The organism is Streptomyces sp. NBC_01498 (assembly GCF_036327775.1).
Taxonomy (GTDB): Bacteria; Actinomycetota; Actinomycetes; order Streptomycetales; family Streptomycetaceae; genus Streptomyces.
In genome coordinates this window covers 365244-391577 of sequence record NZ_CP109598.1, presented here as the reverse complement: position 1 = coordinate 391577, position 26334 = coordinate 365244, and the positions used below count along the sequence as shown (strand labels likewise).

At 71.9% G+C, this 26334-nt stretch carries 19 protein-coding genes; 11 read left to right on the top strand and 8 right to left on the bottom strand.

The genetic code is table 11. The features are described 5' to 3' along the window. Position 1 precedes the first annotated feature (1 nt). The gene (locus OG875_RS01355; protein WP_330172351.1) at positions 2-1210 is read right to left on the bottom strand and encodes a cytochrome P450; all 1209 of its coding nucleotides are present in this window, start codon (positions 1208-1210) and stop codon (positions 2-4) included. Between the two features lie 593 nt (positions 1211-1803). Between OG875_RS01355 and OG875_RS01350 the strand changes: the two genes are divergently transcribed. Genes OG875_RS01350 through OG875_RS01340 form a run of 3 tightly spaced genes read left to right on the top strand, consistent with a single transcriptional unit; the run spans position 1804 to position 4246 of the window. Then, on the top strand, positions 1804-2613 hold the full coding sequence (locus tag OG875_RS01350; RefSeq protein ID WP_330172350.1) for an alpha/beta fold hydrolase: 810 nt from the start codon (positions 1804-1806) through the stop codon (positions 2611-2613). After that, entirely contained in the window at positions 2613-3890 is a 1278-nt protein-coding gene (locus OG875_RS01345; protein WP_330177554.1) for a PP2C family protein-serine/threonine phosphatase, read from the top strand. Before OG875_RS01350 ends, OG875_RS01345 begins: the two co-directional genes overlap by 1 nt. Beyond that, positions 3887-4246: an STAS domain-containing protein gene (locus tag OG875_RS01340; RefSeq protein ID WP_330172349.1), complete on the top strand. Its 360-nt coding sequence runs from the start codon at positions 3887-3889 to the stop codon at positions 4244-4246. Before OG875_RS01345 ends, OG875_RS01340 begins: the two co-directional genes overlap by 4 nt. A 340-nt stretch (positions 4247-4586) precedes the next feature. On the opposite strand, the gene OG875_RS01335 is transcribed toward OG875_RS01340, so the two are convergent. Continuing rightward, the gene (locus tag OG875_RS01335) at positions 4587-5381 is read right to left on the bottom strand and encodes a calcium-binding protein (RefSeq protein WP_330172348.1); all 795 of its coding nucleotides are present in this window, start codon (positions 5379-5381) and stop codon (positions 4587-4589) included. Positions 5382-5536: 155 nt separating this feature from the next. Between OG875_RS01335 and hemC the strand changes: the two genes are divergently transcribed. The 3 genes from hemC to ligA all read left to right on the top strand — a co-directional run bounded on the left by hemC (position 5537) and on the right by ligA (position 10207). Then, positions 5537-6472, top strand: coding sequence for a hydroxymethylbilane synthase (gene hemC, locus OG875_RS01330; RefSeq protein ID WP_330172347.1), 936 nt, complete (start codon positions 5537-5539; stop codon positions 6470-6472). Between the two features lie 79 nt (positions 6473-6551). Continuing rightward, complete coding sequence (locus OG875_RS01325) at positions 6552-7901, top strand: serine hydrolase domain-containing protein (RefSeq protein ID WP_330172346.1); 1350 nt, start codon at positions 6552-6554, stop codon at positions 7899-7901. Positions 7902-8035: 134 nt separating this feature from the next. Next, positions 8036-10207, top strand: coding sequence for an NAD-dependent DNA ligase LigA (ligA, locus tag OG875_RS01320; protein ID WP_330172345.1), 2172 nt, complete (start codon positions 8036-8038; stop codon positions 10205-10207). Between the two features lie 252 nt (positions 10208-10459). Here the strand turns inward: ligA and OG875_RS01315 are convergent, their stop codons facing one another. Beyond that, positions 10460-10822: a hypothetical protein gene (locus tag OG875_RS01315; RefSeq protein ID WP_330172344.1), complete on the bottom strand. Its 363-nt coding sequence runs from the start codon at positions 10820-10822 to the stop codon at positions 10460-10462. Positions 10823-10839: 17 nt separating this feature from the next. Further along, positions 10840-11154 carry a nuclear transport factor 2 family protein gene (locus OG875_RS01310; protein ID WP_330172343.1) on the bottom strand — a complete coding sequence of 105 codons (315 nt, stop codon included), beginning with the start codon at positions 11152-11154 and terminating at the stop codon, positions 10840-10842. Positions 11155-11383: 229 nt separating this feature from the next. Between OG875_RS01310 and OG875_RS01305 the strand changes: the two genes are divergently transcribed. From OG875_RS01305 to OG875_RS01290, 4 genes are all read left to right on the top strand, one after another. Continuing rightward, positions 11384-13747, top strand: coding sequence for an AbfB domain-containing protein (locus tag OG875_RS01305; RefSeq protein WP_330172342.1), 2364 nt, complete (start codon positions 11384-11386; stop codon positions 13745-13747). Positions 13748-13865: 118 nt separating this feature from the next. Beyond that, the gene (locus tag OG875_RS01300; RefSeq protein WP_330172341.1) at positions 13866-14069 is read left to right on the top strand and encodes a hypothetical protein; all 204 of its coding nucleotides are present in this window, start codon (positions 13866-13868) and stop codon (positions 14067-14069) included. Positions 14070-14757: 688 nt separating this feature from the next. Next, a complete protein-coding gene (locus OG875_RS01295; RefSeq protein ID WP_330172340.1) occupies positions 14758-17637 on the top strand; it encodes a carbohydrate-binding protein in 2880 nt (959 codons plus the stop codon). A 20-nt stretch (positions 17638-17657) separates the two neighbouring features. Beyond that, complete coding sequence (locus OG875_RS01290; RefSeq protein ID WP_330177553.1) at positions 17658-19385, top strand: ThuA domain-containing protein; 1728 nt, start codon at positions 17658-17660, stop codon at positions 19383-19385. An 89-nt stretch (positions 19386-19474) separates the two neighbouring features. Here the strand turns inward: OG875_RS01290 and OG875_RS01285 are convergent, their stop codons facing one another. The 4 genes from OG875_RS01285 to OG875_RS01270 form a co-directional block, all read right to left on the bottom strand. Then, positions 19475-21268, bottom strand: coding sequence for a glycoside hydrolase family 13 protein (locus OG875_RS01285; protein ID WP_330172339.1), 1794 nt, complete (start codon positions 21266-21268; stop codon positions 19475-19477). 33 nt (positions 21269-21301) lie between these two features. Then, entirely contained in the window at positions 21302-23350 is a 2049-nt protein-coding gene (locus OG875_RS01280) for a glycoside hydrolase family 36 N-terminal domain-containing protein (RefSeq protein WP_330172338.1), read from the bottom strand. Next, a complete protein-coding gene (gene cynS / locus OG875_RS01275) occupies positions 23347-23790 on the bottom strand; it encodes a cyanase (RefSeq protein WP_330172337.1) in 444 nt (147 codons plus the stop codon). The genes OG875_RS01280 and cynS overlap by 4 nt, the downstream gene beginning before the upstream one ends. A gap of 146 nt (positions 23791-23936) precedes the next feature. Further along, positions 23937-24764 (bottom strand): alpha/beta fold hydrolase, encoded by an 828-nt coding sequence (locus OG875_RS01270; RefSeq protein WP_330172336.1) that lies wholly within the window; start codon positions 24762-24764, stop codon positions 23937-23939. Between the two features lie 165 nt (positions 24765-24929). On the opposite strand from OG875_RS01270, the gene OG875_RS01265 reads away from it, so the two are divergent. Further along, positions 24930-26261, top strand: a complete 1332-nt coding sequence (locus OG875_RS01265) for an aminotransferase-like domain-containing protein (protein WP_330172335.1) — start codon at positions 24930-24932, stop codon at positions 26259-26261. Positions 26262-26334: the final 73 nt, after the last annotated feature.

The window sequence follows — 26334 nt, the reverse complement described above, 5'->3', positions numbered from 1 at the left end:
CTTACCAGGTGACCGGCAGGGCGAGCGGATAGCGCCAGATCGAGACGGTGTTCCACCGCACCTCCTCCGCCGGTACGGCCAGACGAAGGTCGGGGAATCGGGTGAGCAGCGTGCCGAGGGAGACCTGGAGCACCATGCGCGCCAGATGGGCACCGAGGCAGTGATGGCTGCCGTACCCGAACGTCAGGTGCGGGACGGGGTCCACCCGGTGGAAGTCGATCTCGTCCGGGCGGTCGTAGGCCAGCGCGTCACGGTTGCCCGTCAGATATGACACATGGACCGTGTCGCCCGCCTTGATGACGGCACCGTCGAACGCGACGTCCTCCAGGGCCACCCGGGGGATACCGACCCCTTGCCGGAACGGAATGTGCCGCAGCAGTTCCTCGACGGCCCGGGGAAGCAGCTCGGGCCGGGCGCGCAGCTCCGCCGCCCGCTCGGGGTGGGTCAGCAGCGTGTACACGATGTTGCTGATCTCGTACGTCGTGGTGTCGTGGCCGGTGACCACCAGGAGCATGGCCAGCACGGTGAGTTCGTCCGCGTCGAGCATCTCGTCGCCGATCCGCGCCGTGGCCAGGCCGCTGATCAGGTCGTTGCCGGGAGCACGCCGCCGCTTTGCCGTCAGGTCGGCGAAGTAGGCCCGCAGCCAGGCCTTCGCGGCGACGGCCAGGTCCCGGTCGGCGGCGCTCATGGACATCATCTCCATGGCGCGGCGCCGCAGTTGCTCCCGGTCGGCCTCCGGCACGTCCAGCAGTTCGCTGATCGTCATGAGCGGCAGCCGCTCCGCGAGGTGCTCGGTGACATCGGCCGGCGCGCCGCTCGCGGCCATGGTGTCCAGCAGTCCGTCCGCGGTCCGCTGGGTCCACGGGCGCAGTGCCTCCACCTGCGGAGTGGTGAACGCCTTGTTGATCAGCCTGCGCACCCGGTTGAGGGCGGGCGGGTCCATGAGGTTGATGGACTCGGACTGGGCGATGGGCGCCGGAGTGATCCGGGGGAAGTCCCGCCCGACGAGGGCGGCCCTGCTGAAGCGGCGGTCCGAGGTGACGGTCTTCACGTCCTCGTACCGGGTCACCAGCCAGCACTCGCCCTCGCCGTACGGCATACGCACCCGGGCGACGGGCGCCTCGGCGTGCATGCGGGCCATGAAGGGGTCGGGCTCCAGAGCCACGTCGTGGCGGAAGGGGCAGGTTTGTACGGAGTCCACACCGGTCATCACAGCACTCCCACGGGAGGGAAAGTCACTCACGGTGACATTGGCAACTCCGAGTTCATTGCCCGTGGGGGGAGCCGCCATGCGCGGAGATCCCAAGCTCACCTGTACGGGTAAGCCGCCTGGGGCCGGGGGCGCGCGGCCGACGCTCCGCGCCCACCTGAAAGCGTGCTGGTCAGAGGATCGGTCATCCGCCGGTAGGGCCTTCGCCGCGTGGAACGTCGCCTCCGGCGCACCGGGGAAGCCGCCGCACGCGCCGGAGCGCGTGACCCCCGTATACGGCGATCCCGGCGGACGGTGACTCCCCGCGCACGGTAGCGACCCGCGCAGGGTGACGGCCCGAGCGGTGACGGCCGGTCGGCTGCACGGGGCGAGTGCGGCGCGGGCCTGTTCACGGGCGTGCCCGACGGCGTCGGGAATGATCCCCGGGCCGTGAGCGACCGGCGCCCCGCTCGTGAATCGGCATGAGCGTGCGGGCAGGAGGCCGGGCGATGTCCGTGTCGGTCTCCGGTGCCCGGTTCGGCGGGGCGCCGCGTCCCGTTCCCCGGGGTGCCCGGCAGGAAGGCGCCGATCAGTGGTCTGCGACGATGGCGCGCATGGACGTGCGGCGGAGGAACCATGTGAGGGTGACCGGGCGTGCCGGTGGCCCGGTGTTGATGCTGGCGCACGGGTTCGGGTGCGACCAGAACATGTGGCGGCTGGTGGTGCCGGCGCTGGAGCGCGACTTCACGGTCGTTCTCTTCGATCACGTCGGATCGGGGAACTCGGATCTCGCCGCGTGGAGCCCGGAGCGCCACGCGTCGCTGGACGGGTACGCCGACGATGTGCTGGAGCTGTGCCGGGAACTGGCACTGGGCCCGGTCACCTTCGTGGGCCATTCGGTGAGCGCGATGATGGGTGTGCTGGCCGCGGCACGCGAACCCGAGGCGTTCACCGGGCTGGTGCTGCTCGCCCCGTCACCCTGTTTCATCGACGACCCGGTCACCGGTTACCGGGGCGGGTTCAGCGCCGGCGACATCGACGAACTGCTGGAGTCCCTGGACGCGAACTACCTCGGCTGGTCCGGCGCCATGGCCCCGGTGATCATGGGAAATCCTGAGCGGCCCGAGCTGGGGGAGGAACTGACCAACAGTTTCTGCCGCACCCACCCGGACATCGCCCGGGCGTTCGCCCGGGTGACGTTCCTCTCCGACAACCGGGCCGACCTCGCGTCGGTGGGTGTGCCCACCCTCGTCGCCCAGTGCTCCAACGACGCGATCGCCCCGTCCGAGGTGGGCGCGTTCGTCCACGCCCGGATACCGGGAAGCCGCCTGATCACCCTGGACGCCACCGGACACTGCCCCCAGCTCGCCGCCCCCGAGGAGACCGCCGCGGCCATCGCCGCGTTCGCGGGAGCCCCCGGATGATGTGCGCGACAGGCGATTCCACCGAGGGCGGGGACCCGGGCGGGAACCAGCAGCCGGGCGAGCCGGACGACGAGAAGGCCCGGTTCTCCGCACTGCTGGAGGACAGCGCCGAGGACCTCTACGAGCACGCGCCCTGCGGCTATCTGTCCACCCTCCTGGACGGGCGGATCGCCAAGGTCAACACCACCCTGCTGAACTGGCTCGGCCACACGCGCGAGGACCTGGTCGGCCGCAAACACTTCTCCGACCTGCTGACCGTGGGTGGCCGGCTCTACCACGAAACGCACTTCGCCCCCCTCCTACGGATGCAGGGTGAGATCAGCGGCATCGCCCTGGAACTGAAGACCGCCGACGGCTCCCGTCTGCCCGTCATGGTCACCTCCACGGTCAAGAGGGGCGGCGACGGACAACCACTGCTGATCCGCACCACCCTTTTCGACGCCCGTGACCGCCGCGCCTACGAAACCGAACTGCTGCGTGCCCGCCGGGAAGCCGACCAGGAACGCGACCGCCTCAAGCTCCTCAACGCCACCCTCCAGAGAACGCTGCTCCCACCCACTCTGGCGAACGTCCCCGGCCTCGATGTCGCCGCGCACTACCACGTCGCCTCCGCCGACGAGGTCGGCGGCGACTTCTACGACCTCTTCCCCCTCTCCGCCGGTACCTGGGGCATGTTCCTGGGCGATGTCTGCGGCAAGGGCGCCGCCGCCGCGGCGGTCACCTCCCTGGCCCGCTACACCCTGCGTGCCGCCGCCGTCTACGACCCCGACCCGGCCGCCGTCCTCGCCAATCTGAACACCGTCCTCAACCACGAGTACCACGGCACCGACCCCCGCTTCTGCACCGTCCTCTACGGCCTGCTCAGCCCCGACACCGACCGGGGCGGTTTCCGTCTCACCCTGGCCAGCGGGGGCCACCCACCGGCCCTGCTGATGCGCGCGGACGGCACCGCCGACCGGTTGCCCACCCCTGGCGGGCAGCTCATCGGTGTCCTCCCCGACGCCCACATCGCCACCGTCACCTTCCGCCTCGCCCCCGGTGACACCCTGCTCCTGCATACCGACGGCCTGACCGAGGCCCACGCCGGCGGAGACGGCGGGGACCGGTACGGCGACGAAGCCCTCCTCGCCCTCGGCCGTGCCCTGGCACCCACCACCGCGTCACGGACCATCGGGGCGATCCGCGCCCTGCTCGACACCTTCGGCACGGGCGTGGACGACGACACGGCCGTCCTTGCCGTCCATGTACCCCTACCCGCCGGCGAAGGGCAGACGTGACCAGGCAGCTGACCCTTCACACCCGTGCCACCACGGCCGGGGTGGTCATCGAACTGACCGGGGAACTGGACCACCACACCGCGCCCGAGGTCCGCGCCGCCCTGCCCGCGGCCGGCCTGCGGGCGGGCCGGCAGCTCACCCTCGATCTCACCGGTCTCACCTTCTGCGACTCCACCGGCATCACCGTGCTTCTCGCCGCCCGCAACCACGCCCTGGCCGCCGACGCGACCATCGCCCTGGCCGCCGTCCCCGACCGTGTCAGCCGGATCTTCCGCATCGTCGGCCTGGAACACGTCTTCCCCACCCACCCCACCGCCCAGGACGCCGAAGCAGCCTGGCGACCGACCACCGACTGACCTCCGGACCCGGCAGAGGGCCCCGCGCCGCGTGTCGGCGGCGGAGGCCCGGCTTGTCCCCCGGAGGGGGCGGTATAGGCGACGGCGCGGGCCGACGGGAGGCTGACCGCCCCGCTCGGTGACGGGTGGGCGAGAGGCGCGGTGGACGACGTACGCGATCGTGCCGCCGGCCATCGGCCGTACGACAACGACGCCGTCGGACGGCCACGCCGCCGATCACGATCACACCCGTGCCGTTGCCCGGCCCGAGGCGGTTACGCCTGTCGGCGATCCGCCCGCGCGGGGTCCCGTACGGTCCGTGTCCGGTCGTACCCCGGCGAGGGTACGGACCGGATCCCGCTCAGTTCACCTCCACGTAGTCGCCCGTCGCCTTCGCCGCCGGGGTGGTGGTCGTACCGGCGAAGTTCCACCGCCAGTACCCGTCCGCCGCCGCCTTCACGGTCGTGCTGAGGTTCCCGGTCCCGTTCGTCGTCACGGTCTTGACGGTGCTGTACGTGTCGCTGTCCTTCGGACGGAACTGGAGGGCCACCGGCCGGCCGGTGTACCCCGCGTAGCGGTACGTGTCCCAGTTGGCCCGGGTCAGCTTGCCGGTGACCGTGAGGGTGGCGCCCTTCGCGACCGGTTCGGGCGCGGCGTTGACCGTCAGCAGGGACGCGCGCTGAAGCCGGAACGTCCCGGCGCCCATCGCGAGGAAGGAGACCCCGTCGTTGGTGTCCACCAGCGTGTTCACTCTCCAGGCACCCGCGTTGGCGTTGCTGAGGTCGGCGTCGTCGTTGTACGGATCGAGGTGGGGGTCGACGGTGAAGCTCATGGTGCAGGCGGTCTGGCTCTCGCAGAAGGCGTCGGTCGTGTAGAAACCGACGGCCGGTCCCTGAAGATCGACGTCGGCCATGAGGAGGCCGGAGTCGTCACTCCCGTGGACCGTGACGGTGAAGGACACGCGTTCCGTCGTACCGACGACGACGTCCTTCCCGCCGTTGACGGTGACCCCGGTGACGACCGGGTCCGTGGGGTCGAGGGCGGCGGCCGGCCCGGCGGCGAGGGGGACAGGAGCGCTGTCCGCGAGGGCGGTCGGAGCGGTGAGCCCGCCGACCGCTGCGGCGAGGGTCAGGGCAACTACGGCATGTCTGGTCATATCAGGTATGACCGCCGAGAGCGGCAAAGGTTGCGAACCCCGGAGAGCGGCGCTCGCACACCTGCCCGAAGCGTCCAACAGGGTTGTCCCGGCGCCGAGATGGGCAACGGGGGCGGATGACGGGAGCGCCCGCCCGACGCTCTATCGTGAACGCCATGTCCACCCCAGAACTGATCCGCATCGTCTCCCGCGACTCGCCGATGGCGCTTGCCCAGGTGGAGCGGGTGCGCGCCGAACTGACCGCCCTCCACCCCGGCATCGAGACCGAGGTGATCCCGGTCAGGACGACCGGCGACAAGTGGATGGGCGACCTCTCCCTGGTGGAAGGGAAGGGCGCCTTCACCAAGGAGGTCGACGCCGCCCTCGTCGCAGGAGAGGCCGACCTCGCGGTCCACTGCGTCAAGGACGTGCCCGCCGACCGCCCGCTGCCGGCCGGGACGGTCTTCGCCGCCTTCCTGAAGAGGGACGACATCCGCGACGCCCTGATCCACCCCGGGGGGCTCACCCTCGACGAACTGCCCGCCGGCACCCGCGTCGGCACGTCGTCGGTCCGGCGTGTCGCCCAGCTCGCCGCCTCCCACCCGCAGCTCGTATGCGTCCCGATGCGCGGCAACGCCAACCGCCGACTGGAGAAACTCGCGGCCGGCGAGGCCGACGCCCTGCTGCTCGCCGTCGCGGGCCTGGAACGCATCGGGCGCGCCGACGCCGTCACCGAGATCCTGCCGGTCGACCTCATGTGCCCGCCCATCGGCGCGGGCATCCTCGCCCTCCAGTGCCGCGAGGACGACACCGACACCATCGACGCCGTCTCCGGGCTCGGCGACCGGGACACCTACCGGGAAGCCTCCGCCGAGCGGATGTTCCTCCATGTCCTCCAGGGCCACTGCAACAGCCCGATCGCGGGATTCGCGCACGCCGAGCGCAGCGGTGGACTGTCGCTGCGCGCACGGGTCTTCACCCCCGACGGCAAGACGGTCCTCAACGCGCACGAGTGGGCCGGCCCGCTCGACCCGGCCACCCTCGGTACTTCGGTCGCGGTGGCGCTGCTCCGCCAGGGAGCACGCGAGCTGATCGACTCGATCGCGCACTGACCGGGGGCGCGGGGCGGGCCCGGCCCGGCGGTCCCTAGGGTTGACCCACGCGGTGACATCGATCAGGAGGCCGGCCACGGTGACGGGCACGCTGGACGGGCTGGACGGGCTGGACGAGTTCTGTACGAAGGCGCTGGCCGACCACGGCTGTCCGTCGGTGTCCGTCGCGATCGCCGAACATGACGAGCTCGTGCTCGCCAGGGCCTACGGCTGGGCGGACACGGCCGCCCGGCGCCCGGCCACTCCGGAGACCATCTACGGACTGGCCTCCGTCACCAAGGCGTTCACCGCGACGGCCGTCTGTCTGGCGGCCGACGAAGGACTGCTGGACCTCGACCGGCCGATCTCCGGTGTCAGCGAAGGGACCGCGCCGACACCGCGCCAACTGCTGCGACACCGGGGCGGTTTTCCCGCCTTCTACAACTTCCACTACGAAGCCGGTCCCGTCCCGATCGACATCGACCGGTATCGCACCCTCGTCCGCGAGCCGGGCACCGGTTTCGAGTACTCCAACCTCGGCTATCGCGAGCTGGGCAGGCTGCTGGAGTCCGTGACCGGCCGGGAGCCGGGTGGCCATCTGCGTGAGCGGATCTTCGAGCCGCTGGGCCTGAGCAGCTTCGGATACGGGCCGGACCACCCGGGACCCGGTCCGGTCGCCGAGCGCTACTCCGCCGGTGGGCGGGCGTATCCCACCTGTTTCAGCTCTCACTCCGCCGCCGGGGCCGGCTGGGCGACCGCCGGCGACGTGGCGCTGTTCGCCCGGCGGTCCCACCGGCTGCTCGAACCCGCCACGCTCGCGGACATGTACGACGCCGAGCCGATCAACGAGCACCTCGGTTACGGGCTCGGCCGGATCGTCACGCGCGGGCCCGGACCGGTGATCCGCAGTCACGGCGGCGGCATGGGGGGCATCGCCGCGATGATGATCGAGATCCCCGAGCGCGATCTCTCCGTCGCCGTCCTGGCCAACTCCACCGACAAGGCCGCCCGCGACGCGATCGTCCGCCATCTCGTGGGCCTCCTGGCCCCCGGCTTCCGCAGCGAGATACTCAGCCCGGTCACCGAGCACCCCCGCCCGATGACACTGCGACCGGGGGAGTGGGAGGGGGAGATCACCACCCCGGAGGGCATCGTCCCGCTGCGGATCGGAATCCTGACGGATCACCGGGTGGAGATCCGGCTGGGCGAGGCGGCGGACACGGCGCCGGTCACCGCGCCGGGTAGCGCCTCCGAGAGCTGGGACCTGAGCGTGAGCACCCCGCAGCAACTGCCCACGGCCGACGCCCGGCTCAACAGCCCCCACCTCGCCGTCCATCTCCGTGCGGAACGGAACCGCCTGGTCGGCCGGGCCGTGGCGTTCAAGGACGGGGACCGGGAAGGCCGGCTGGGCGCCTACCTGGTTCACCCCTGCGAGCTGAACCCGCGCTGACCGGCGGGCTCAGCCGCGTAACCGGGACCTCGGCGGGCGAGCGGCCGTCGCCGGTCGCCCATCTCCCGTGAACGCGCAGGTCGGAAGCTGTTTCGCAGCTCGTTCAGGGTGCGTTGTCAGTGGTGGGCGGCAAGATGAGCGGCATGACGACACCCGCAGCCGTTCTTGTCGACGCAGCCGCCTACGCCGTCGCGGTGGAGACCGCGAAGAAGGCCGCCGCTGCCTACTACGCGACGGGCGAGAGCGCCCTCGACGACGACGCCTACGACCGTATGGCGCGCGGTATCGCCGCCTATGAGGAGGCGCACCCCGGCGAGGTGTCGGCCGACTCGCCCAGCGGCAAGGTGGCGGGCGGTGCGGCGGTCGGGGACGTGCCGCACACGGTGCCGATGCTGTCCCTGGACAACGTGTTCGGCGGCGACGAGTTCACCACCTGGGCCGCGTCCGTGGAGCGGCGGATCGGCCGCCCGGTGGAGTGCTGGAATGTCGAGGCGAAGCTGGACGGGCTCGCCGTCGCGGCCCGGTACGAGGACGGCGGGCTGGTCCGGCTGATCACCCGGGGCGACGGGCTGGCGGGCGAGGACGTCTCGCACGCGACCGGGATGATCGCGGGACTGCCCGACCGGCTCGCCGAGCCCGTCACGCTCGAAGTGCGGGGCGAGGTTCTGATGACCACCGAGCAGTTCGAACGGGCCAACACGCTTCGTACGGGCCACGGCGGGACCCCGTTCGCCAATCCGCGCGGCGCGGCGGCCGGGAGCGTGCGGGCCAAGGACCGGCCGTACCGGGTGGAGATGACGTTCTTCGCGTACGCGGCACTGCCCCTCGCCACCACCGGACCGGAACTCGCCGCCGCACTGACCGGGGATTCCCACGGTGAGGTGCTCGCACGCGTCGCGGCCCTCGGTGTGCACACGACGGCCGCCACCGCCGCACCGCCGAGAACGGTGACCGACGCCGACGCCGTACGCGCCCGGGTGGAGGAGATCGCCGCGCTCCGCCCGGAGCTGCCGTTCGGCATCGACGGCATCGTGATCAAGGCGGACGCGGCGGCCGACCAGCTCGCCGCGGGCTCCGGATCCCGCGCGCCGCGCTGGGCGATCGCCTGGAAGCTCCCGGCGGTCGAGAAGGTGACCCGGCTGCTGGACGTGGAGTGGAACGTCGGCCGTACGGGCACCATCGCACCCCGTGCCGTCCTGGAACCGGTGGTCATAGACGGCTCGACCGTCGCGTATGCCACCCTGCACAACCCGAACGACATCACCCGGCGTGACCTGCGGATCGGTGACCAGGTGATGGTCTACAAGGCGGGCGACATCATCCCCCGCGTGGAGGCGCCCGTGGCGCATCTGCGCACCGGGGAGGAGAAGGCCGTCGTCTTCCCCGAGGTGTGCCCGCAGTGCGGCTCAGACATCGACACCACCGAGCAGCGCTGGCGCTGTGTCCGGGGCCGGAACTGCCATCTGGTCGCCTCCGTCTCGTACGCCGCCGGGCGCGACCAGTTCGACATCGAGGGCCTGGGGGCGACCCGTGTCGTCCAGCTCGTCGACTCCGGGCTCGTCGGTGACATCGGCGACCTGTTCAGCCTCACCCGCGAGCAGATCCTCGGCCTCGACCGGATGGGGGAGACCAGCACGGACAACCTCCTGGCCGCGATCGGACGTGCCAAGGGCCGGCCGCTGTCCCGGGTGCTGGCCGCGCTCGGCGTACGCGGCACGGGCCGGTCCATGTCCCGGCGTATCGCCCGGCACTTCGCCTCCATGGACGTGCTGTGCGCCGCGGACGAGGAGGCGATGCGGCGGGTCGAGGGAATCGGTACGGAGAAGGCGCGGGCGATCGTGGCGGAACTCGCCGACCTGGCGGAACTGATCGGGAAGCTGCGGGCCGCCGGGGTCAACATGACCGAGCCGGGCGCGACACCGCCGTCCGACGACCCGTCGGCCGCCGAGGGTTCTCCGGGTGCCGTTGGCGCCGAAGTCCCGGCGGAAGAAGGTCCGTTGAGCGGGATGACCGTGGTGGTCACGGGTTCGATGACGGGACCGCTGGAGAAGCTGTCGCGCAACGGGATGAACGAGCTGATCGAGCGGGCGGGTGGCAAGTCCTCCTCCGGTGTCTCCAAGCGCACGTCCCTGCTGGTCGCGGGAGGAAACGCCGGATCCAAGCGGGAGAAGGCCGAACAACTCGGGATACGTATCGCCTCGCCGGACGAGTTCGCCGAGCTGATCGCGGAGTTCCTCGCCGCTGAGGCGGACGCCACCGTTACCGCCGACGCCGCTGACACGGGCGCCGACGCGATGGCCGGGTAGCGGCAGGCCCGCCCGGGGGTCGCCGTCCGGAGTAGCCACGTGGAGACCCGCCCTGAGCGCGCCCCGGGCGGCGGCTCACCGGGTCGATCCTGCCGCTGGAACCGCTGGAACCGCTGGAACCGCTGGAACCGCTGGAACCGCTGGAACCGCTGGAACCGCTGGAACCGCCCGAACCGCCGGAAATCGCGGGGGACAGGAGAGAGCCGGTGGAGTCCGCCGACATCGACCGGGTCCGCGCGGCAAGCGAGCGCGCTATGCCCCGGGTGTTCCCGGACGCAACCATCGCAACGCCGCGTCGGCGCAGTCCTCCGGGGTGGTGTCGAAGGCGATCGCGGCGGTCGGCGCGTGCCGGTGGATCATGTTGATCAGCTTCTCGAAGAACTCCAGCAGCGGCTCGTACGTCCGGATGCCGCCGCCGATCACCACACAGGCGTACTCCTCGCGGGTCAGGGCCTGCCGGATCGCCCCCTCCGGGTCGGCGCCGAGGTCGACCAGACACCAGTCGGCCTCGACACCCACCTCGGCGAACCGGGCCCGCCCCCGGGCGATCGCCGACAGCACCGGGCCCGGGTCCCACTGGTCGAACTGCTCGGGATCCAGGCCGACGACGAGCACACGCGGCTTGTCCCCCACTACGCCTGGCCCGTCTCGAAGCGGCTGACCCGGCCGCCGGTGACGGTGAAGGCCCAGCGCGTCCGCATCGTGCCGTACGTCGTGTTGGTGAACGCCGCCGTCAGGGAACGGCCCTCGTCGGAGGCGGTCTCGATGTCCATCCGGCCCCCGGCGGAGAAGATCTCCCTGTCCACCCAGACGGCGAGATCACGTTCGCTTCCGTCGTCGGACATCGTGGCGTCCGGGGTCAGGACGGAGTAGAAGGCGTCCCTGTTCCCGCCGTTGACCGCCGAGACGAACGCGGCGACCGCCGGGTCCTCGGGGATGACGCTCATGACGGATCCTCCTGGTGGCTCGGTGACGGCGCGCCCGGCCGGCGCGAGGGCCGCCGCACCGTCCGTACGGCGGACACGCCCATCATCCCGTCTGCCGCACCGGCCCGCAGCCCGGCCGGAACCGGCTGCGCGGCGAGGGTGTACAGCCCCCTTCCAACGATGTAAAAGAACTCTACGGGCCCGCACCAGCACCGTCCTCGCCCGTCTGACCGAGGAGGGCACACCGACCATGCACGCCTCGTCCGTCCCGTACGCCTCGCGGCTGATCCCCGCCCGCGCGACCGCCTGGCTCGGCGCGCTGCTGCTCCTGTGCGTGAGCCTGGTGGCGGCCGGCGGCCCCGCCGAGGCCAGGCCCGCCGCCTGGCAGCCCAAGCCGTCCCCCATGACCACCCCGTGGACGAATCAGGTCCCGGTCGACAACCCGCTGCCGGAGTATCCGCGCCCCCAGCTCACCCGCCCCGACTGGCTCAACCTGAACGGCGTCTGGGACTTCGCGGTCACGGGCGCGAACGCCGGGCAGCCCGCCGCGTTCCCCGAACAGATCAGGGTCCCGTTCCCCGCCGAGTCCGCCCTCTCCGGCATCCAGCGCCGGATCACCCAGAACGACAAGCTCTGGTACAAGCGGACCTTCACCGTGCCGGCGGGCTGGAACGGCCGCCGGGTCCAGCTCAATTTCGGGGCCAGCGACTGGCAGACCACGGTCTGGGTCAACGGCCGGCAGGCCGGCGCCACCCACAGCGGTGGTTTCGACGCGTTCACCCACGACATCACGCCCCTGCTGACGACGGGCACCAACACCGTCGTCGTCTCCGTCCTCGATCCCTCCCAGACCGGCGGCCAGGCCGTCGGCAAACAGCGGATCAGCGAGGTCACCCCGCACCCCGGCGGAGGGATCTTCTACACGGCCGCGTCGGGAATCTGGCAGACCGTCTGGCTGGAGCCCACCGGGTCCGCCCACATCACCCGGCTCGACCTGGTGCCCAGCCTGTCCGACAACACGCTGCGGGTCACCGTCCGCGGTGCCGGGGTCGTCGCCGGCCAGACGGCCAGGGTGACCGTGTCCTCCGGCGGGACGACGGTGGCCACCGCCACCGGCCCCGTCGGCACCGCGTTCCCGGTGGCGATACCCAACCCCCGCCTGTGGACCCCCGAGGACCCGTATCTGTACGACGTCAGGGCCGATCTGCTCTCCGCGCCGGGCGGTGGGACGACCGTCGACTCGGTCGGCAGCTACGCCGGGATGCGCTCCATTTCCGTGGGCAAGGTCGGCGGCGTCCAACGCCCCCTGCTCAACGGGAAGTTCGTCTTCCAGACCGGCACACTCGACCAGGGGTACTGGCCGGACGGCATCTACACCGCCCCCAGCGACGAGGCACTGCGGTACGACCTCCAGAAGCACAAGGACCTCGGTTTCAACATGGTCCGCAAACACATCAAGGTGGAGCCGCAGCGCTGGTTCTACTGGGCCGACCGGCTCGGGCTGCTGGTCTGGCAGGACATGCCGGCGATGGACACCCGCACACCGGACAGCGCGGCGCGCGTGCAGTGGGAGGCGGAGTACGACCGGATCATCGACCAGCACCGCAGCTCACCGTCGCTGGTGATGTGGGTCAACCAGAACGAGGGCTGGGGCCAGTACGACCAGGCCCGGATCGCCGACGAGGTCAAGGCGTACGACCCCTCCCGTCTCGTCAACAACATGAGCGGCGTCAACTGCTGCGGCTCGGTCGACGGCGGCAACGGCGACGTGATCGACAACCACAACTATGTCGGCCCCGGCACCACGACACCGACGGCCGCCCGCGCGGCCGTCCTCGGCGAGTTCGGCGGTCTCGGCTGGAAGGTACCGGGCCACGAGTGGTATCCGGGCGGCGGCTTCAGCTACGAGGACCAGGCGAGTGTCGCCGCGCTGAACAACCGCTTCGTCGGGCTCATCGACACGATCCGGGAGAATCAGATGCCCCGGGGTCTCTCCGCCTCGGTCTACACCGAGATCACCGACGTCGAGAACGAGGCCAACGGCCTGCTGACGTACGACCGGCAGGTGGTCAAGGTCGACGCGGCCCGGGTGAAGGCGGCCAATCTCGCCCTGATCGACGCCTCACGCACCCCGCCGCCACCGGTCACCCTGCCCACCGGCCAGTACCGGTCGCTGCGGGTGACCACACCCGGTCACACCGGCAAGTATCTGCGCCACCAGGACGGACTCGCCTTCACCGCGCCCGTCGACGCGAACAGCGACGCGCTGCTCAAGAGCGACGCCACCTGGAAGATCGTCCCGGGTCTCGCGGACAGCGGCTGCTACTCGTTCGAGTCGCGCAACTATGCCGGGCAGTATCTGCGGCATCGCGACTTCCGCGTGTACCGGGAGGCGGGTGACGGTTCGTCGCTCTTCCGGGGCGACGCCACGTTCTGCGCGCTGCCCGCCGCCGGGGGAGTACGGCTCACGGCCCACAACATGGCGGGCGCCTACCTGCGGCACATCAACTCGGAGGTGTGGATGGCGACCCGGGGCGGTCCGCGTGCCTGGGACAACCCCGCCTCGTTCACGGAGGACACCGTCTGGTCCGTGGACGGTCCTTGGGCGGGCTGACCCGGTGAGCCTGCGGCCATGACGGCCCCGACCCGCTTACGACCCGGCGGTGGACCCTCGGCCGTCCGTGGCGGCGCGGGCGGCGGCGGGCGGGGGCCCGGTGTGCGAGCATGCCGCCATGGACCTGGCTCATCTCGAACTGGCCGTGCAGCGACTGCGTGATGCCGAGGCGGCGGCCGACGCCGCCCGCGCCGACGTGGAGATGGAGGCGGTCCTCGCCGTACGGCGCGGCGCGGCCGTCGAGGACGTCTCGTCCGCCTCCGGCATCACCCCGCACGACCTGATCCGCCTGGAGAAGACAGCGGGCGGTCCGGAGCAGTAGGCGCCCGGACCGTTCGCTCGTTCGCTCGTTCGCTCGTTCGCTCGTTCGCTCGTTCGCCCGTTCGCCCGTCCGGGCTCAAGGGCGGGGCCTCCTTCGGCCGGACCGTGACCCACCGGGCCCGCGACTGTCGGCCCGTCACCTCCGGCCGGCCCGTCACCTCCCGCCCGCCGGGCCCGGCGCGCTCGCACCCGGCCCGTCACCCCCGCCGCACGCACCCCGCCCACCACATCCGCCGCCCACACACCCCGCGCACCCCGCCCCACCGTGCCCGGTACGCGCACACCCGGCCCGCCGCGTCCGATACGTCATCTCTCCCCCGTGAACGCTGAAGAGCACGGGGGAGAGCCCATTTGTTCATAGTGTGAACCCAATTCGCACGGCCTCGCCAACGGCCTTGATTCAAAAGCCTGAACACCCTGCCGGAGGCCGCCGCTCCACCAGCAGGTCACGGTATTTGGATAGACTCTTGACAAATTAGTGCGCCGTTGCCAGCATGCAAAAAATTCGCGGGCGTCCCGCGAATGTTCGGTGCCGTACCCGCAACCCCTTGCACGGACCAGCACGACTGCTCCCCGGGTGACGGGACATCACCCTGGACGGCAGGTTCCTCCCTGAGTGAGACACGGTGGCGCGCTCGCCCGCGCTTCCGCCTGTCTCCCTCCCCTTATCAGGTAAGGAAGGACGCTCGATGTCAGGACTCTCAGGACGGCCGCGCCCGAGACAGAAGTGGCTGAGATGGCTCGCGGTACTGGGCCTGGTGGTGGGGGGCGGCGCGATCAGCGTTCCCACCGCCGCCGCCCACGCGGGCCACGAGCACCCCGGCCAGGAAGCAGCAGCCGCCGCCGACATCCCGGCAGGCGACTATCAGCAAGTACAACTCGCCCTCGGATCGGCCGAGTTGGGCGAGGCGATGTCACTCGCCGTTCTGCCCGACCGCGCCGTGGTGCACACGGCGAGGGACGGCACGGTCCGTTACACGGACGCCGCGGGCAACACCAAGTCGGCGGGCAAGCTGGACGTCTACACCCATGACGAGGAAGGCCTCCAGGGCATAGCCGCCGACCCCGGCTTCGCGACCAACCGGTATCTGTACATCTACTACTCGCCCAAGCTCAGCACGCCGGGCGGCGACGCCCCCGTCACGGGCAGCGCCGCGACCTTCGAGGCGTGGAAGGGCCACCTCAACCTCTCCCGGTTCACGCTGAAGTCGGACAACACCCTTGACCTGGCGAGCGAGAAGGTCGTGCTGGAGGTTCCCAACGACCGTGGCCAGTGCTGTCACGTCGGCGGCGACATCGACTTCGACGCGCAGGGCAACCTCTACCTGACCACGGGCGACGACACGAACCCGTTCGAGTCGGCCGGCTACACGCCGATCGACGAACGGACCGACCGCAACCCGCAGTTCGACGCCCAGCGCTCCTCCGGCAACACCAACGACCTGCGCGGCAAGGTGCTCCGCATCAAGCCGACCGCGGCCGGCGGCTACACCGTCCCGTCCGGCAACCTCTTCGCGCCGGGCACCGCCAGGACCCGCCCCGAGATCTACGCGATGGGCTTCCGCAACCCGTTCCGGATGTCCGTCGACAAGGCCACCGGCATCGTCTACCTCGGCGACTACGGTCCGGACGCGGGCGTCACCAACGCCAGCCGCGGCCCCAGCGGCCAGGTCGAGTTCAACCGCATCACCGGCCCCGGCAACTACGGCTGGCCGTACTGCACCGGCACCAACACGTCCGCCGAGACGTACAGCGAGTTCACCTTCCCCAGTGGCCCGTCCGCCGCGAAGTACAACTGCGCCGCGCCCGCGAACAACTCGCCGCACAACACCGGTCTGGCGACCCTGCCCGCCGCCAAGGCGAGCTGGATCAAGTACGGCGGTGACGCCGGTACCCCGCCCGAGTTCGGCGGCGGCTCCGAGTCGCCCATGGGCGGCCCCGTCTACCGCTACAACGCCGGCCTCAACTCCAGTGTGAAGTTCCCGCAGTCGCTCGACGGCCGCTTCTTCGCCGCCGAGTACGGCCGGAAGTGGATCAAGGCCATCGAGGTCAAGTCCGACGGCACACCGGGCGTCATCGAGGCGTTCCCGTGGACCGGCACGCAGGTCATGGACCAGGCGTTCGGCCCCGACGGCGCGCTGTACGTCCTCGACTACGGCACCGGAGCCAACAACCAGGCCCTGTACCGCGTCGAGTACCTCGCGGGCGCCAACCGTAACCCGGTCGCCAAGGCCGCCGCCGACAAGGTCTCCGGACCCAGCCCGCTGACCGTCGCGTTCTCCTCGGCCGGCAGCGCGGACCCCGAGGGCAAGGCTCTGACGTACTCGTGGAACTTCGGTGACGGCACGTCCTCCACGGCCGCCAACCCGAGCCACACCTACACCAGCAACGGCACCTTCCGGCCGACGCTCACCGTGCGGGACCCGGAGGGGCTGACCGGCACGGCGAGTCTGGTCGTCACGGCGGGCAACACCGCGCCGACCGTGACCCTCCAGACGCCCAAGGACGGCCAGCTGTTCTCCTTCGGCGACACGGTGCCCTTCCAGGTCACCGTCAGCGACCCGGAGGACGGGACCATCGACTGCTCCAAGGTCAAGGTCACCTATCTTCTCGGCCACGACGAGCACCGGCACCAGATCACCCAGGCCACCGGCTGCTCGGGCAACCTGAACGTGCCCGCCGACGGTGAGCACGACAGCGCGGCCAACATCTACGGGGTCTTCGACGCCGAGTACACCGACGGCGCCGGGCTGACCACGCACAGCGCCCGTATCCTCCAGCCCCGGCACCGCCAGGGCGAGCACTTCTCCGCCCAGAACGGCATCCAGGCCGCCGCGCACGGCAACGCCGAGGGCGGCAGCACCGTCGGCTTCACCGACAACAACGACTGGGTCTCCTTCAAGCCGTACAACCTGGCCAACGCCACCCGGTTCAGCGCCCGCGTCTCCTCCGGCGGCGTCGGCGGCAGCCTGGAGGTCCGGGCCGGTTCCGCGACCGGCACCCTGCTCGGCTCGGTGAACGTGGCGCCGACCGGCGGCTGGGAGAACTTCGTCGACGTGTCGACGAACATCGCCAACGCCCCCAGCGCGTCGACGGACCTGTTCCTCGTCTTCAAGGGCGTGACCGGCCAGGGCAACCTCTTCGACCTGGACGCCTTCACGTTCACGACCGGCACCACCGGCTCCAGCCAGACCGTCGAGGGCGAGTCGTTCAGCTCGGGGCAGGGCGTCCAGGCGGCCGACCACGCTCCGGCGAGCGGCGGCAAGACGCTCGGCTACATCGAGAACGGCGACTGGGCGGGCTACGCCAGCGTGCCCACGGCCGGCGGCAAGACCTTCTCCGCGAAGGTCTCCTCGGCGGGCGCCGGCGGTACCGTCACGATCCGCTCGGGGTCCGCGACCGGCGCCGTCCTCGGCACCGTCGCCGTACCCAACACCGGTGGCTGGGAGACGTTCGCCAACGTCTCCACCGCGCTGACCGGCACCGGGTCGTCCGGGGCTCTGTTCCTCACCTTCACCGGTGGGGCCGGCTCCCTGTTCGACATCGACACCCTCACTGTCACCAAGTGACGCGAGTCAAGGGGACGATGATGCTCCGTCAGCTCCGCACACTTCCGAGGACCGCAGCCGCGGCCTTCGCCGTCACCCTCGGCCTGGCCGCGTCGCTCCTGGCACCCGCGACCGCCGCCCAGGCCGCCGACCCCGCGTACAAGGTCCTTGTCTTCTCCAAGACGGCGGGCTTCCGCCACGACTCCATCCCGGTCGGCATCCAGACCATCCGGGACCTCGGCGCGGCGAACAACTTCACCGTCACCGCCACCGAGGACAGCAACTCCTTCACCGCGTCGAACCTGGCCGGCTTCAAGGCCGTCGTCTTCCTCTCCACCACCGGCGACGTCCTCAACACCAGCCAGCAGTCGGCGCTCCAGGGGTACGTGGACGGAGGCGGCGGCTACTTCGGTGTCCACGCCGCCGCCGACACCGAGTACGAGTGGCCGCAGTACGAGCAGCTCGTCGGCGCCTGGTTCAAGAGCCACCCGGCGATCCAGCGGGCCACGGTGAAGAACGAGGACCGGTCGCACGCGGCCACCTCGCACCTGGGCACGACCACGTCCCGTACCGACGAGTGGTACAACTACCGCACCAACCCCCGCCCGAACGTCCGGGTGCTCCAGAGCCTGGACGAGTCGAGCTACAGCGGCGGCGAGATGAGCGGCGACCACCCGATCACCTGGTGCCACCCGCAGGGCAGCGGCCGGTCCTTCTACACGGGCCACGGCCACACCCAGGAGTCGTACGCCGACCCCGCGTTCCGCTCGCTGCTCCTCGGCGGCATCCGGTACGCGGCGGGCTTCGCCAAGGCGGACTGCCGCGCGGAGACCGGCTACACCACGCTGTACAACGGCTCCACCACCGGCTGGTCGCAGGCGGGACCGGGCAGCTTCACCAACACCGACGCCACCCTCAACGCGCAGGGCGGCATGGGACTGTACTGGTACCGCACGAAGGAGTACGCCTCGTACTCCCTCAAGCTGGACTGGCGCATGGCCGGGGACGACAACTCCGGTGTGTTCGTGGGCTTCCCGGCCTCCGACGACGTCAACACGTCGGTGAACCAGGGCTACGAGATCCAGATCGACTCCAGCGACGCGGCCGACCGGACCACCGGGTCCGTCTACGGCTTCAAGGCGGCGGACATCGCGGCGCGGGACAACGCCCTGAATCCGCCGGGGAGCTGGAACACGTACGAGATCCTCGTGGAGGGGGAGCGGCTCCAGGTCTTCCTCAACGGCGCGAAGATCAACGACTTCACCAACGCCGACCCGGTGCGCTCGCTGCGACAGGGCCACATCGGGATCCAGAACCACGGCACCGGTGACGACGTGTCCTTCCGCAACATCAGGATCAAGGAGCTGGGCGGTACGAGCCCGCCGGCGTCGTCCACCTACGAGGGGGAGTCCTACACCTCGGGGCAGGGCGTCCAGGCGGCCGACCACGCTCCGGCGAGCGGCGGCAGGACGCTCGGCTACATCGAGAACGGCGACTGGGCGGGCTACTCCCAGGCGTCGCTCACCGGGGCGAAGACCTTCACCGCGAAGGTCTCGTCGGCGGGTGCGGGAGGTACGGTCTCGGTCCGCTCGGGCTCGGCGACCGGGCCGGTGCTCGGTACGGTCGCGGTACCGAACACGGGCGGCTGGGAGACCTTCCGTACGGTGTCCACGAACCTGACGGGCACACCGACCGGACCGCTGTTCCTCACCTTCACCGGTGGGGCCGGCTCCCTGTTCGACATCGACACCCTCACCATCGGCCGGTAGCGGTACCCCGGCCGAGGCGGGCCCCGAGGACGCACCTGTCCTCGGGGCCCGCCCCATGTCCCGTGCGCACGAGCTGTATTGACGGTAGGTCAGACGCGACGCCGGAGTACTCGCGCCTCCCAGGGCGCGAGCGCGACCGTGGTCCCCACCGGCGCCGGGTCCGGGACATTGCCGATCAGCGTGCGGGCCTCCCGCCACCCGCCGTCCGGCAGTTCCACCTCGGCGGTGTCCCCGGTGAAGTTGCCGAGGACCAGCAGCTCGGTCGCCGTACCGCCGTCGGGGTCCGCCAGGCGCCGGGTGAACGCGTACACCCGCGGGTCGTCCGGCAGGAGCATCGTGAAGTCGCCGTGCGCCACGGCCGGTTCGGAGTGCCTGAGGGCGATCAGCCGCCGGTAGTGGTGGAAGACGGACCCCGGATCGGCGTACGCCGCCTCCGCGTTGATCTCGGTGTGGTTCGGGTTGACCGGGAGCCACGGGGTGCCGGTGGTGAACCCGGCGTGTTCGGAGGCGTCCCACTGCATCGGCGTGCGGGCGTTGTCCCGTCCCCTCGCCCGCAGCCCCGCCAGCACCCGCGCCGGGTCGGCGCCCCCGGCGACCGCCTCCGCGTAGTGGTTGAGCGACTCGATGTCGCGGAAGTCGTCCACGGAGGTGAACGGGGCGTTGGTCATGCCCAGTTCCTCGCCCTGGTAGACGTAGGGCGTGCCCCGGTGCAGATGCAGGACGGTGGCGAGCATCGTCGCCGACCTGACCCGGTGGGCGGGTCCGTCGTCGCCGAAGCGGGAGACGACGCGCGGCTGGTCGTGGTTGTTCCAGTAGAGGCTGTTCCAGCCCGTCTCGGCCAGCGCGTCCTGCCAGCGGCCGAGCGACGCCTTCAGATCGAGCGGATTCAGCGGCCGGACGTCGAACTTGTCGTCCCCGTGGTCGAGTCCGACGTGCTCGAACTGGAAGACCATGTCCACCTCGGCGCGCGCCGGATCGGTGAACAGCCGGGCCTCCTCGACGGTGACCCCCGGCATCTCGCCGACGGTGAGCAGCCGCCCGGCGCGGCCCGCGAAGACCTCGCGGTGCATCTCCTGGAGGAATTCGTGGATCCGGGGCCCCGCGCCGTGCCGGGTGCGGTCGGCCAGCGCGGGGTCCTTGGAGATGAGGTTGACGACATCCATCCGGAAGCCGTCCACGCCCCGGTCGAGCCACCAGTTCATCATCCGGTGGACGGTCGCGCGGACCTCCGGGTTCTCCCAGTTGAGGTCGGGCTGCTTCCGGGAGAAGAGATGCAGGTAGTACTCCCGGCTCCGCTCGTCGTACGTCCAGGCGGGGCCGGAGAAGAAGGAGCGCCAGTTGTTGGGCTCGGCGCCGGGGGCACCGGGCTCCGTGCCGTCGCGCGCGGGGCGCCACCAGTACCAGTCGCGCCGGGGGCTGTCCGGGCCGCGCCGGGACTCGGTGAACCACGGGTGTTCGTCGGAGGTGTGGTTGACGACGAGATCCATGACGAGCCGCATGGAGCGGGCGTGGACGGCGGCCAGCAGGTCGTCGAAGTCGGCGAGGGTGCCGAAGACCGGATCGATGTCCTGGTAGTCGCTGATGTCGTAGCCGTTGTCGTCCTGCGGGGACGGGTACACCGGGGACAACCACAGGACGTCGACGCCGAGTTCGGCCAGATGGTCCAGCCGGTCGACGATGCCGCGCAGGTCCCCCACACCGTCGCCGTTCGAGTCGGCGAAGCTGCGCGGATAGATCTGGTAGACGACCGCGGACTTCCACCAGGCGTCGGAGTCCCGCCGGGCGCCGGAGTCGTTCTCGTGGGGTGCGGGCCGGGCGGGTGCGGGCGGCCGGGGTCCGTCGGACTGGCGACGGGCTTCGGGGGAGGGGGAGTCGGTGCTCACGTGCCGGAACCTCACTGCCGTTCTCGTTGTCGGTCAGCGTGCGTGTGCCTCCAGGAGCACCAGGTGCCCCGGAAGGAGGGTCGGGGCCCGTACACCGGCGACGGCCAGGGTCCGGCCGGTCAGTTCCACGCCGTACGGGTCGTCCCACCAGGGCGGGTCGGAGGGGCGCGGTCCTTCGGGCCGGCCGCCCGGCAGCAGGGGCCGTACCCGGTAGCGGGCCGCCGGGTCGAGTCCCGGAAGCCGTACCTGACCGGCCGCCGACATCACCCCGGTCGCCATCCGGACCAGGGCGTACAGGGCCTGGGAGCGGTCGGGCGCCACCACACCGTGCACCCATGACGCCGGGTCGGGATGGTCGCCGTGGACGACCGTGCCGGAGTGCAGCAGCGGGCGTAACGCCTTGTACCCGGCGACCCATTCGGCCAGCCGGGCGCGCTCGCCGGGAGGGGCGGCGGTCAGGTCCTCCTCGATGCCGAAGTGGCCGAACAGGGCGGTCCCGGCGCGGAAGTCCAGCGCGGCGGTGTGCCCCGCCGGGCCTCGGGCGGACGGGCCCACCCGGGCGACGAGGAGTTCGGGCGGCAGCAGCACGCCGGTCCAGCGGTGGACCCGCTGCTGCTCCAGCGGGTCGGCGGGTCCGGCCGTCCCGACGCCCTCGGCCCGGTCCAGGACACCGGCGTCGACCCCGTCCTCGCCGGACGAGGGCGACGCGATCTCCAGAGCGGGATGCCGGCGGCGCAGGTCGTCCAGGAGCCGGTGGGCGGCGGCTGCCCGTGTCCGGGCCCCGGCGGCCCCCGCCGGACCGAGCCCGGCCGCCACGAGGTCCGGGTGCGGGTCCCAGACCAGGTGGTCGACCGCGTGCTCGCGGACCAGCGCGTCGAGCCGCGCCAACAGCCCCTCGTGGGCGGCGGGTTGACCGGGGCCGGTGCCCGGGAGGAGGCTCCCCGGCGCCGGGGCCAGCCCGAACTCCATTCCCCGGGTGTGGACATGATCGGCCAGCGGACGCAACTCCCCTTTCCGGACGGCCTCGTCCACGGACCGGCCCTCCAGGACGAAGCGCTCCGCGCCGACCTCGGCGGCGGCGTCGGCGAGCGCCGTGAGCGCCCCGACGTCCCGGGGGCCGGGTCCGTCGTCGCGGGCGGTGAGGGTGACCGGCCGCGGGCGGCGCGGATGCCGGGGCCCGGCGCGCAGCTGACGGTGGAAGCGCCCGGCCAGTTCGTCCAGCCCCCGGCCGTACGATCCGACGACCCAGGGGCCGGTGTACGACTCCCCGCCGCCCAGCCGGACTTCGCCCGCCGGCAGCGTCTCACCGCCGCCGAGCAACGACACACCGTCCGGGGTGCGTTCGGCGAGCGTGTGGTGGTCGCCGCCGCACGCCGGACGCAGACCCCACACCTCGCCCGTACGGAAACCGAAACCGGGCTCGCCCGCCACCCGGAGCAGCGTCGGATCCAGCCCCGCGAACTCCCGGCGGTTCTCCCGCAGATGGGTGCCGGGCGTGAACGCGTAGCGCCGCGGCCCCTGTTCACCCGGCTGCCGGCCGGTGGTGAGGTCGAGGAGTTCGGTGGCGTGGGCGGGCACGGGGAGCGCGAGCAGCAGACCGGCGAGAACGTACGGGCGTTCGCCCCTGTCGTGGTTGACGAGGGTGGCACGCTGGCGTACGAGCCCGGCGCCGGTCATCTCGACCTCCAGGACGAGACCGAGCCGGGCGCGCGCGTCCACGGCGTCGACGGTGAGCTGGTGGGCGCGCGGCAGGTCGGGGGCGCGGACGGTACGGATCGCGCGGACCGTGAACGCGGTGGTGAAGTCGGCGCCGTCGCGGTGGCCGGTCAGCCCCGGCGTACCGTACCGGCCCGCCGCGTACTCCGGCAGCAGGGCGAGCGGGCCGGGCGTGCCGGCGCCGTCCGGTCCCGGCCGGACGGCGCTCGCGGCGGCCAGCGCCCCGAGCGCGTCCGGGCCCGTGGACTCCAGGTCTCCGAGGTCGTCGCCCCAGTGCAGCACGCGCGGCAGCCGGTCGCCGGAGCAGTCGAGGACCAGGCTGGTACCCGGCGCGCGCAGCTGGAGCAGGCCCCCGGAGTGCGTCACCACTGGTACGGCAGGTACTTTCCGTCCATCGTGATCACCACGCGGTCACCGGCCGGGTCGGGAACCCGCCGGACGTCGAGACGGAAGTTGATGGCGCTCATGATGCCGTCGCCGCACTGCTCGTGGATCAGTTCCTTGATGGTGGGACCGTAGACCTGGACGACCTCGTAGAGCCGGTAGATCGTCGGGTCCACCGGGACGGCGGCGTCCAGCGCTCCGCGTGTCGGCTGGAGTCGGAAGGCGAGAGCCGCGTCGTCGCCGAGTTCGAGGAGCGCCGCGGCCGTGGCGGCGTCCTCCGCGCCCATCGGGTGCTGCCCGAGCAGCGCCGCCGTGGTCCAGGCGAGCGGTTTGCCCACCGCTTCGGCGAGTTGGGCCCAGGTCACTCCCGTACGTACCTTGGCCTGACGGACTGCTTCGGCGGCTTCGATCTTGGTGAGCATGTGCGTCTCCGATCTCGTGCTGCGGCCCTGTCAGCGCCCGGCCACAGCATAGGAGAGCGGGGGCGGAACGGGTACGGCGCCTCGTTCCCGTGCCTCTGCGCCGCCCCCGGGCCTGCTCGTCGCCCCTGCCCGCCGTGCCCCGTCCGTCAGCGGGCGGACGGCGGCAGGGAGTCCAGGAAAGCGCCGAGCACCGCGTCGAACTCCGCCCGCCGCTCCAGGTTGGGCAGATGCCCGGCACCCTCGACGACCGCGAGGGTCGCGCCGGGTATCCCGTCGCTCATCACCCGCGCGTCGGCGACCGGCGTGTACCCGTCCTCGCTGCCCACCACGACCAGCGCGGGCACCGTCACCCGCCCCAACATGCCCACGTAGTCCGGCCGTTCGGCCCGGCCGCGCAAGGCCGCCGCCGCGCCCTCCGGCGGCGCGGCCCGCATCATGTCCCGTACGTGCGCGGTCACCTCCGGCAGGGCCGCCGCGGTGCCCGGCGCGACCATCCTCGTCAGCACCTCGTCCGCGTACGGTCCCATGCCCTCCCGCACCAGCCGGTCGGCCGTCGCGCGGCGCACCGCCCTGCCCCGCTCCGTCTCGGCCGCCGCCAAGGTGTCGGCCAGCACCAGGGCCCTGACCCGCTCCGGGAAGAGCCGGTGGAACTCCAGGACGATCTGGCCGCCCATGGACAGCCCGCCCAGCACGACGCGGCCGACGGCCAGCCGGTCGAGCAGCGCCGCGAGGTCACGGGCGAAGGCGGTGAGCGTGGTGACACCCGGTACGACGGTGGAACCGCCGTACCCGCGCAGGTCCGGGGCGATCACCCGCCACCGGGGCCCGGCGAACGTCTCGATCTGGGGCCGCCACATCGAGCGGTCGAACGGGTGGCCGTGCACGAGAAGCAGCACCTCGCCGTCCTCCCGGCCCTCGCCCCCGCCCACGTCGTCGTAGGCGACGGTGAGGTCGTGCAGCGTCATGGTGCCCATGGGGTCCCGCCCTTCGTCCACCGGCGCACCCCGGCGGCGACAGTCGCCGGGGCCGGTCGTCCGGTGCTCCGCCTCTTGAAATCCGATGCTAGGTGGTGCACCATCTCAATGCAATGAGGAAATTGCACTCGGTGCAATAGGGGCAATGGGGAGGGCGTGTGCGCCATGGACGACTACCGCCGGATCGCCGACCGGCTCGCCGCCGACATCCGGGCCGGGCGGCTGGGACCCGGCGAGCGGCTGCCACCGCAGCGGACGTTCGCCCGGAACCACGGCATCGCCCCTTCCACGGCGGCCCGCGTCTACGGCGAGCTGATCCGGCGCGGACTGGCCGCCGGCGAGGTGGGCCGGGGGACCTACGTCCGCGCCGCGCCACCCGGACCCCAGCCCGCGCTCGCCGAGACCGGCGAGGCCAGGATCGACCTGGAGGTCAACTTCCCCGTCCTGCCCGAGCAGGCCGGAATGCTCGCCGCCGGGCTGGCCCGGACGGCGCGCCCCGACGTCCTGGAGGCCTCCCTGCGGCCCCTCGGCGGCGCCGGGTCCCTCACCGGGGAGCGGGAAGCCGCGTCCTCCCTGCTCGCCCGCGCCGGCTGGACACCGGAACCGGAACGGATCCACTTCGCCGGCAACGGCCGCCAGGCGATCGCGGCGGCCCTCGCGGCCTGCGTCCCGGCCGGCGGCCGGCTCGGCGTGGAGGAATTCACCTACCCCGTCGTCAAGGGCATCGCCGCCCACCTCGGCATCACCCTCGTCCCGCTCGCCATGGACGAGCACGGCGTCCTGCCGCGGGCCCTGACCGACGCCCCACCGCTGCGCGCCGTCTATCTGCAACCGACGCTCCACAACCCGCTGGGCATGACCGTCCCGCCGTCCCGCCGGGAGCAACTGGCCGAGACGGCGAGGAAGTTGGACCTCCATGTCATCGAGGACGCCATCTACGGATTCCTCCGGGACGACGTGCCGCCGCTCGCCACCCTCGCCCCCGAACGCACCGTCGTCCTGGACAGCATGTCCAAGCGGCTCGCGCCCGGCCTGACCCTCGGTTACGCCGTCGCGCCGTACGGATTCGAACAGCGTCTCGCCTCGGCCCTGCGCTCGGGTGCCTGGTCGGCGGCCCGGTTCGCCCTCGACGCGGCGACCCGGTGGACGACCGACGGCACCGCCGGGGAGATCGCGCGTGCCAAGCGCGCCGACGCCCTGCGGCGGCAGGGCATCAGGGCCGACCGGCTGGCCGGCTTCACCGTCCACGCCGACCCCCACGGCTACCACTGCTGGTGGGAACTGCCCGCGCACTGGCGGGCCGAGACCTTCGTCGCAGCCGCCGCCCGCCAGGGCATCGCCGTCGCACCCGGCGCCGCCTTCGCCGTCGGCACCGGCCGCGCGCCCCACGCGGTCCGGCTGGCCCTCGGCACCCCGTCCCACGCGGCGCTCTCCGACGCGCTCGACCTGCTGGCCCGGCTGGCCCACGGCACACCGGAGGACACCACCCCGGAATGACCCGGAGCGGACGGCCCGGGGGCGTGCCGCCCGCCCACCGGCCCGGACGGGCCAACCCCACGCGCGGCCCGCC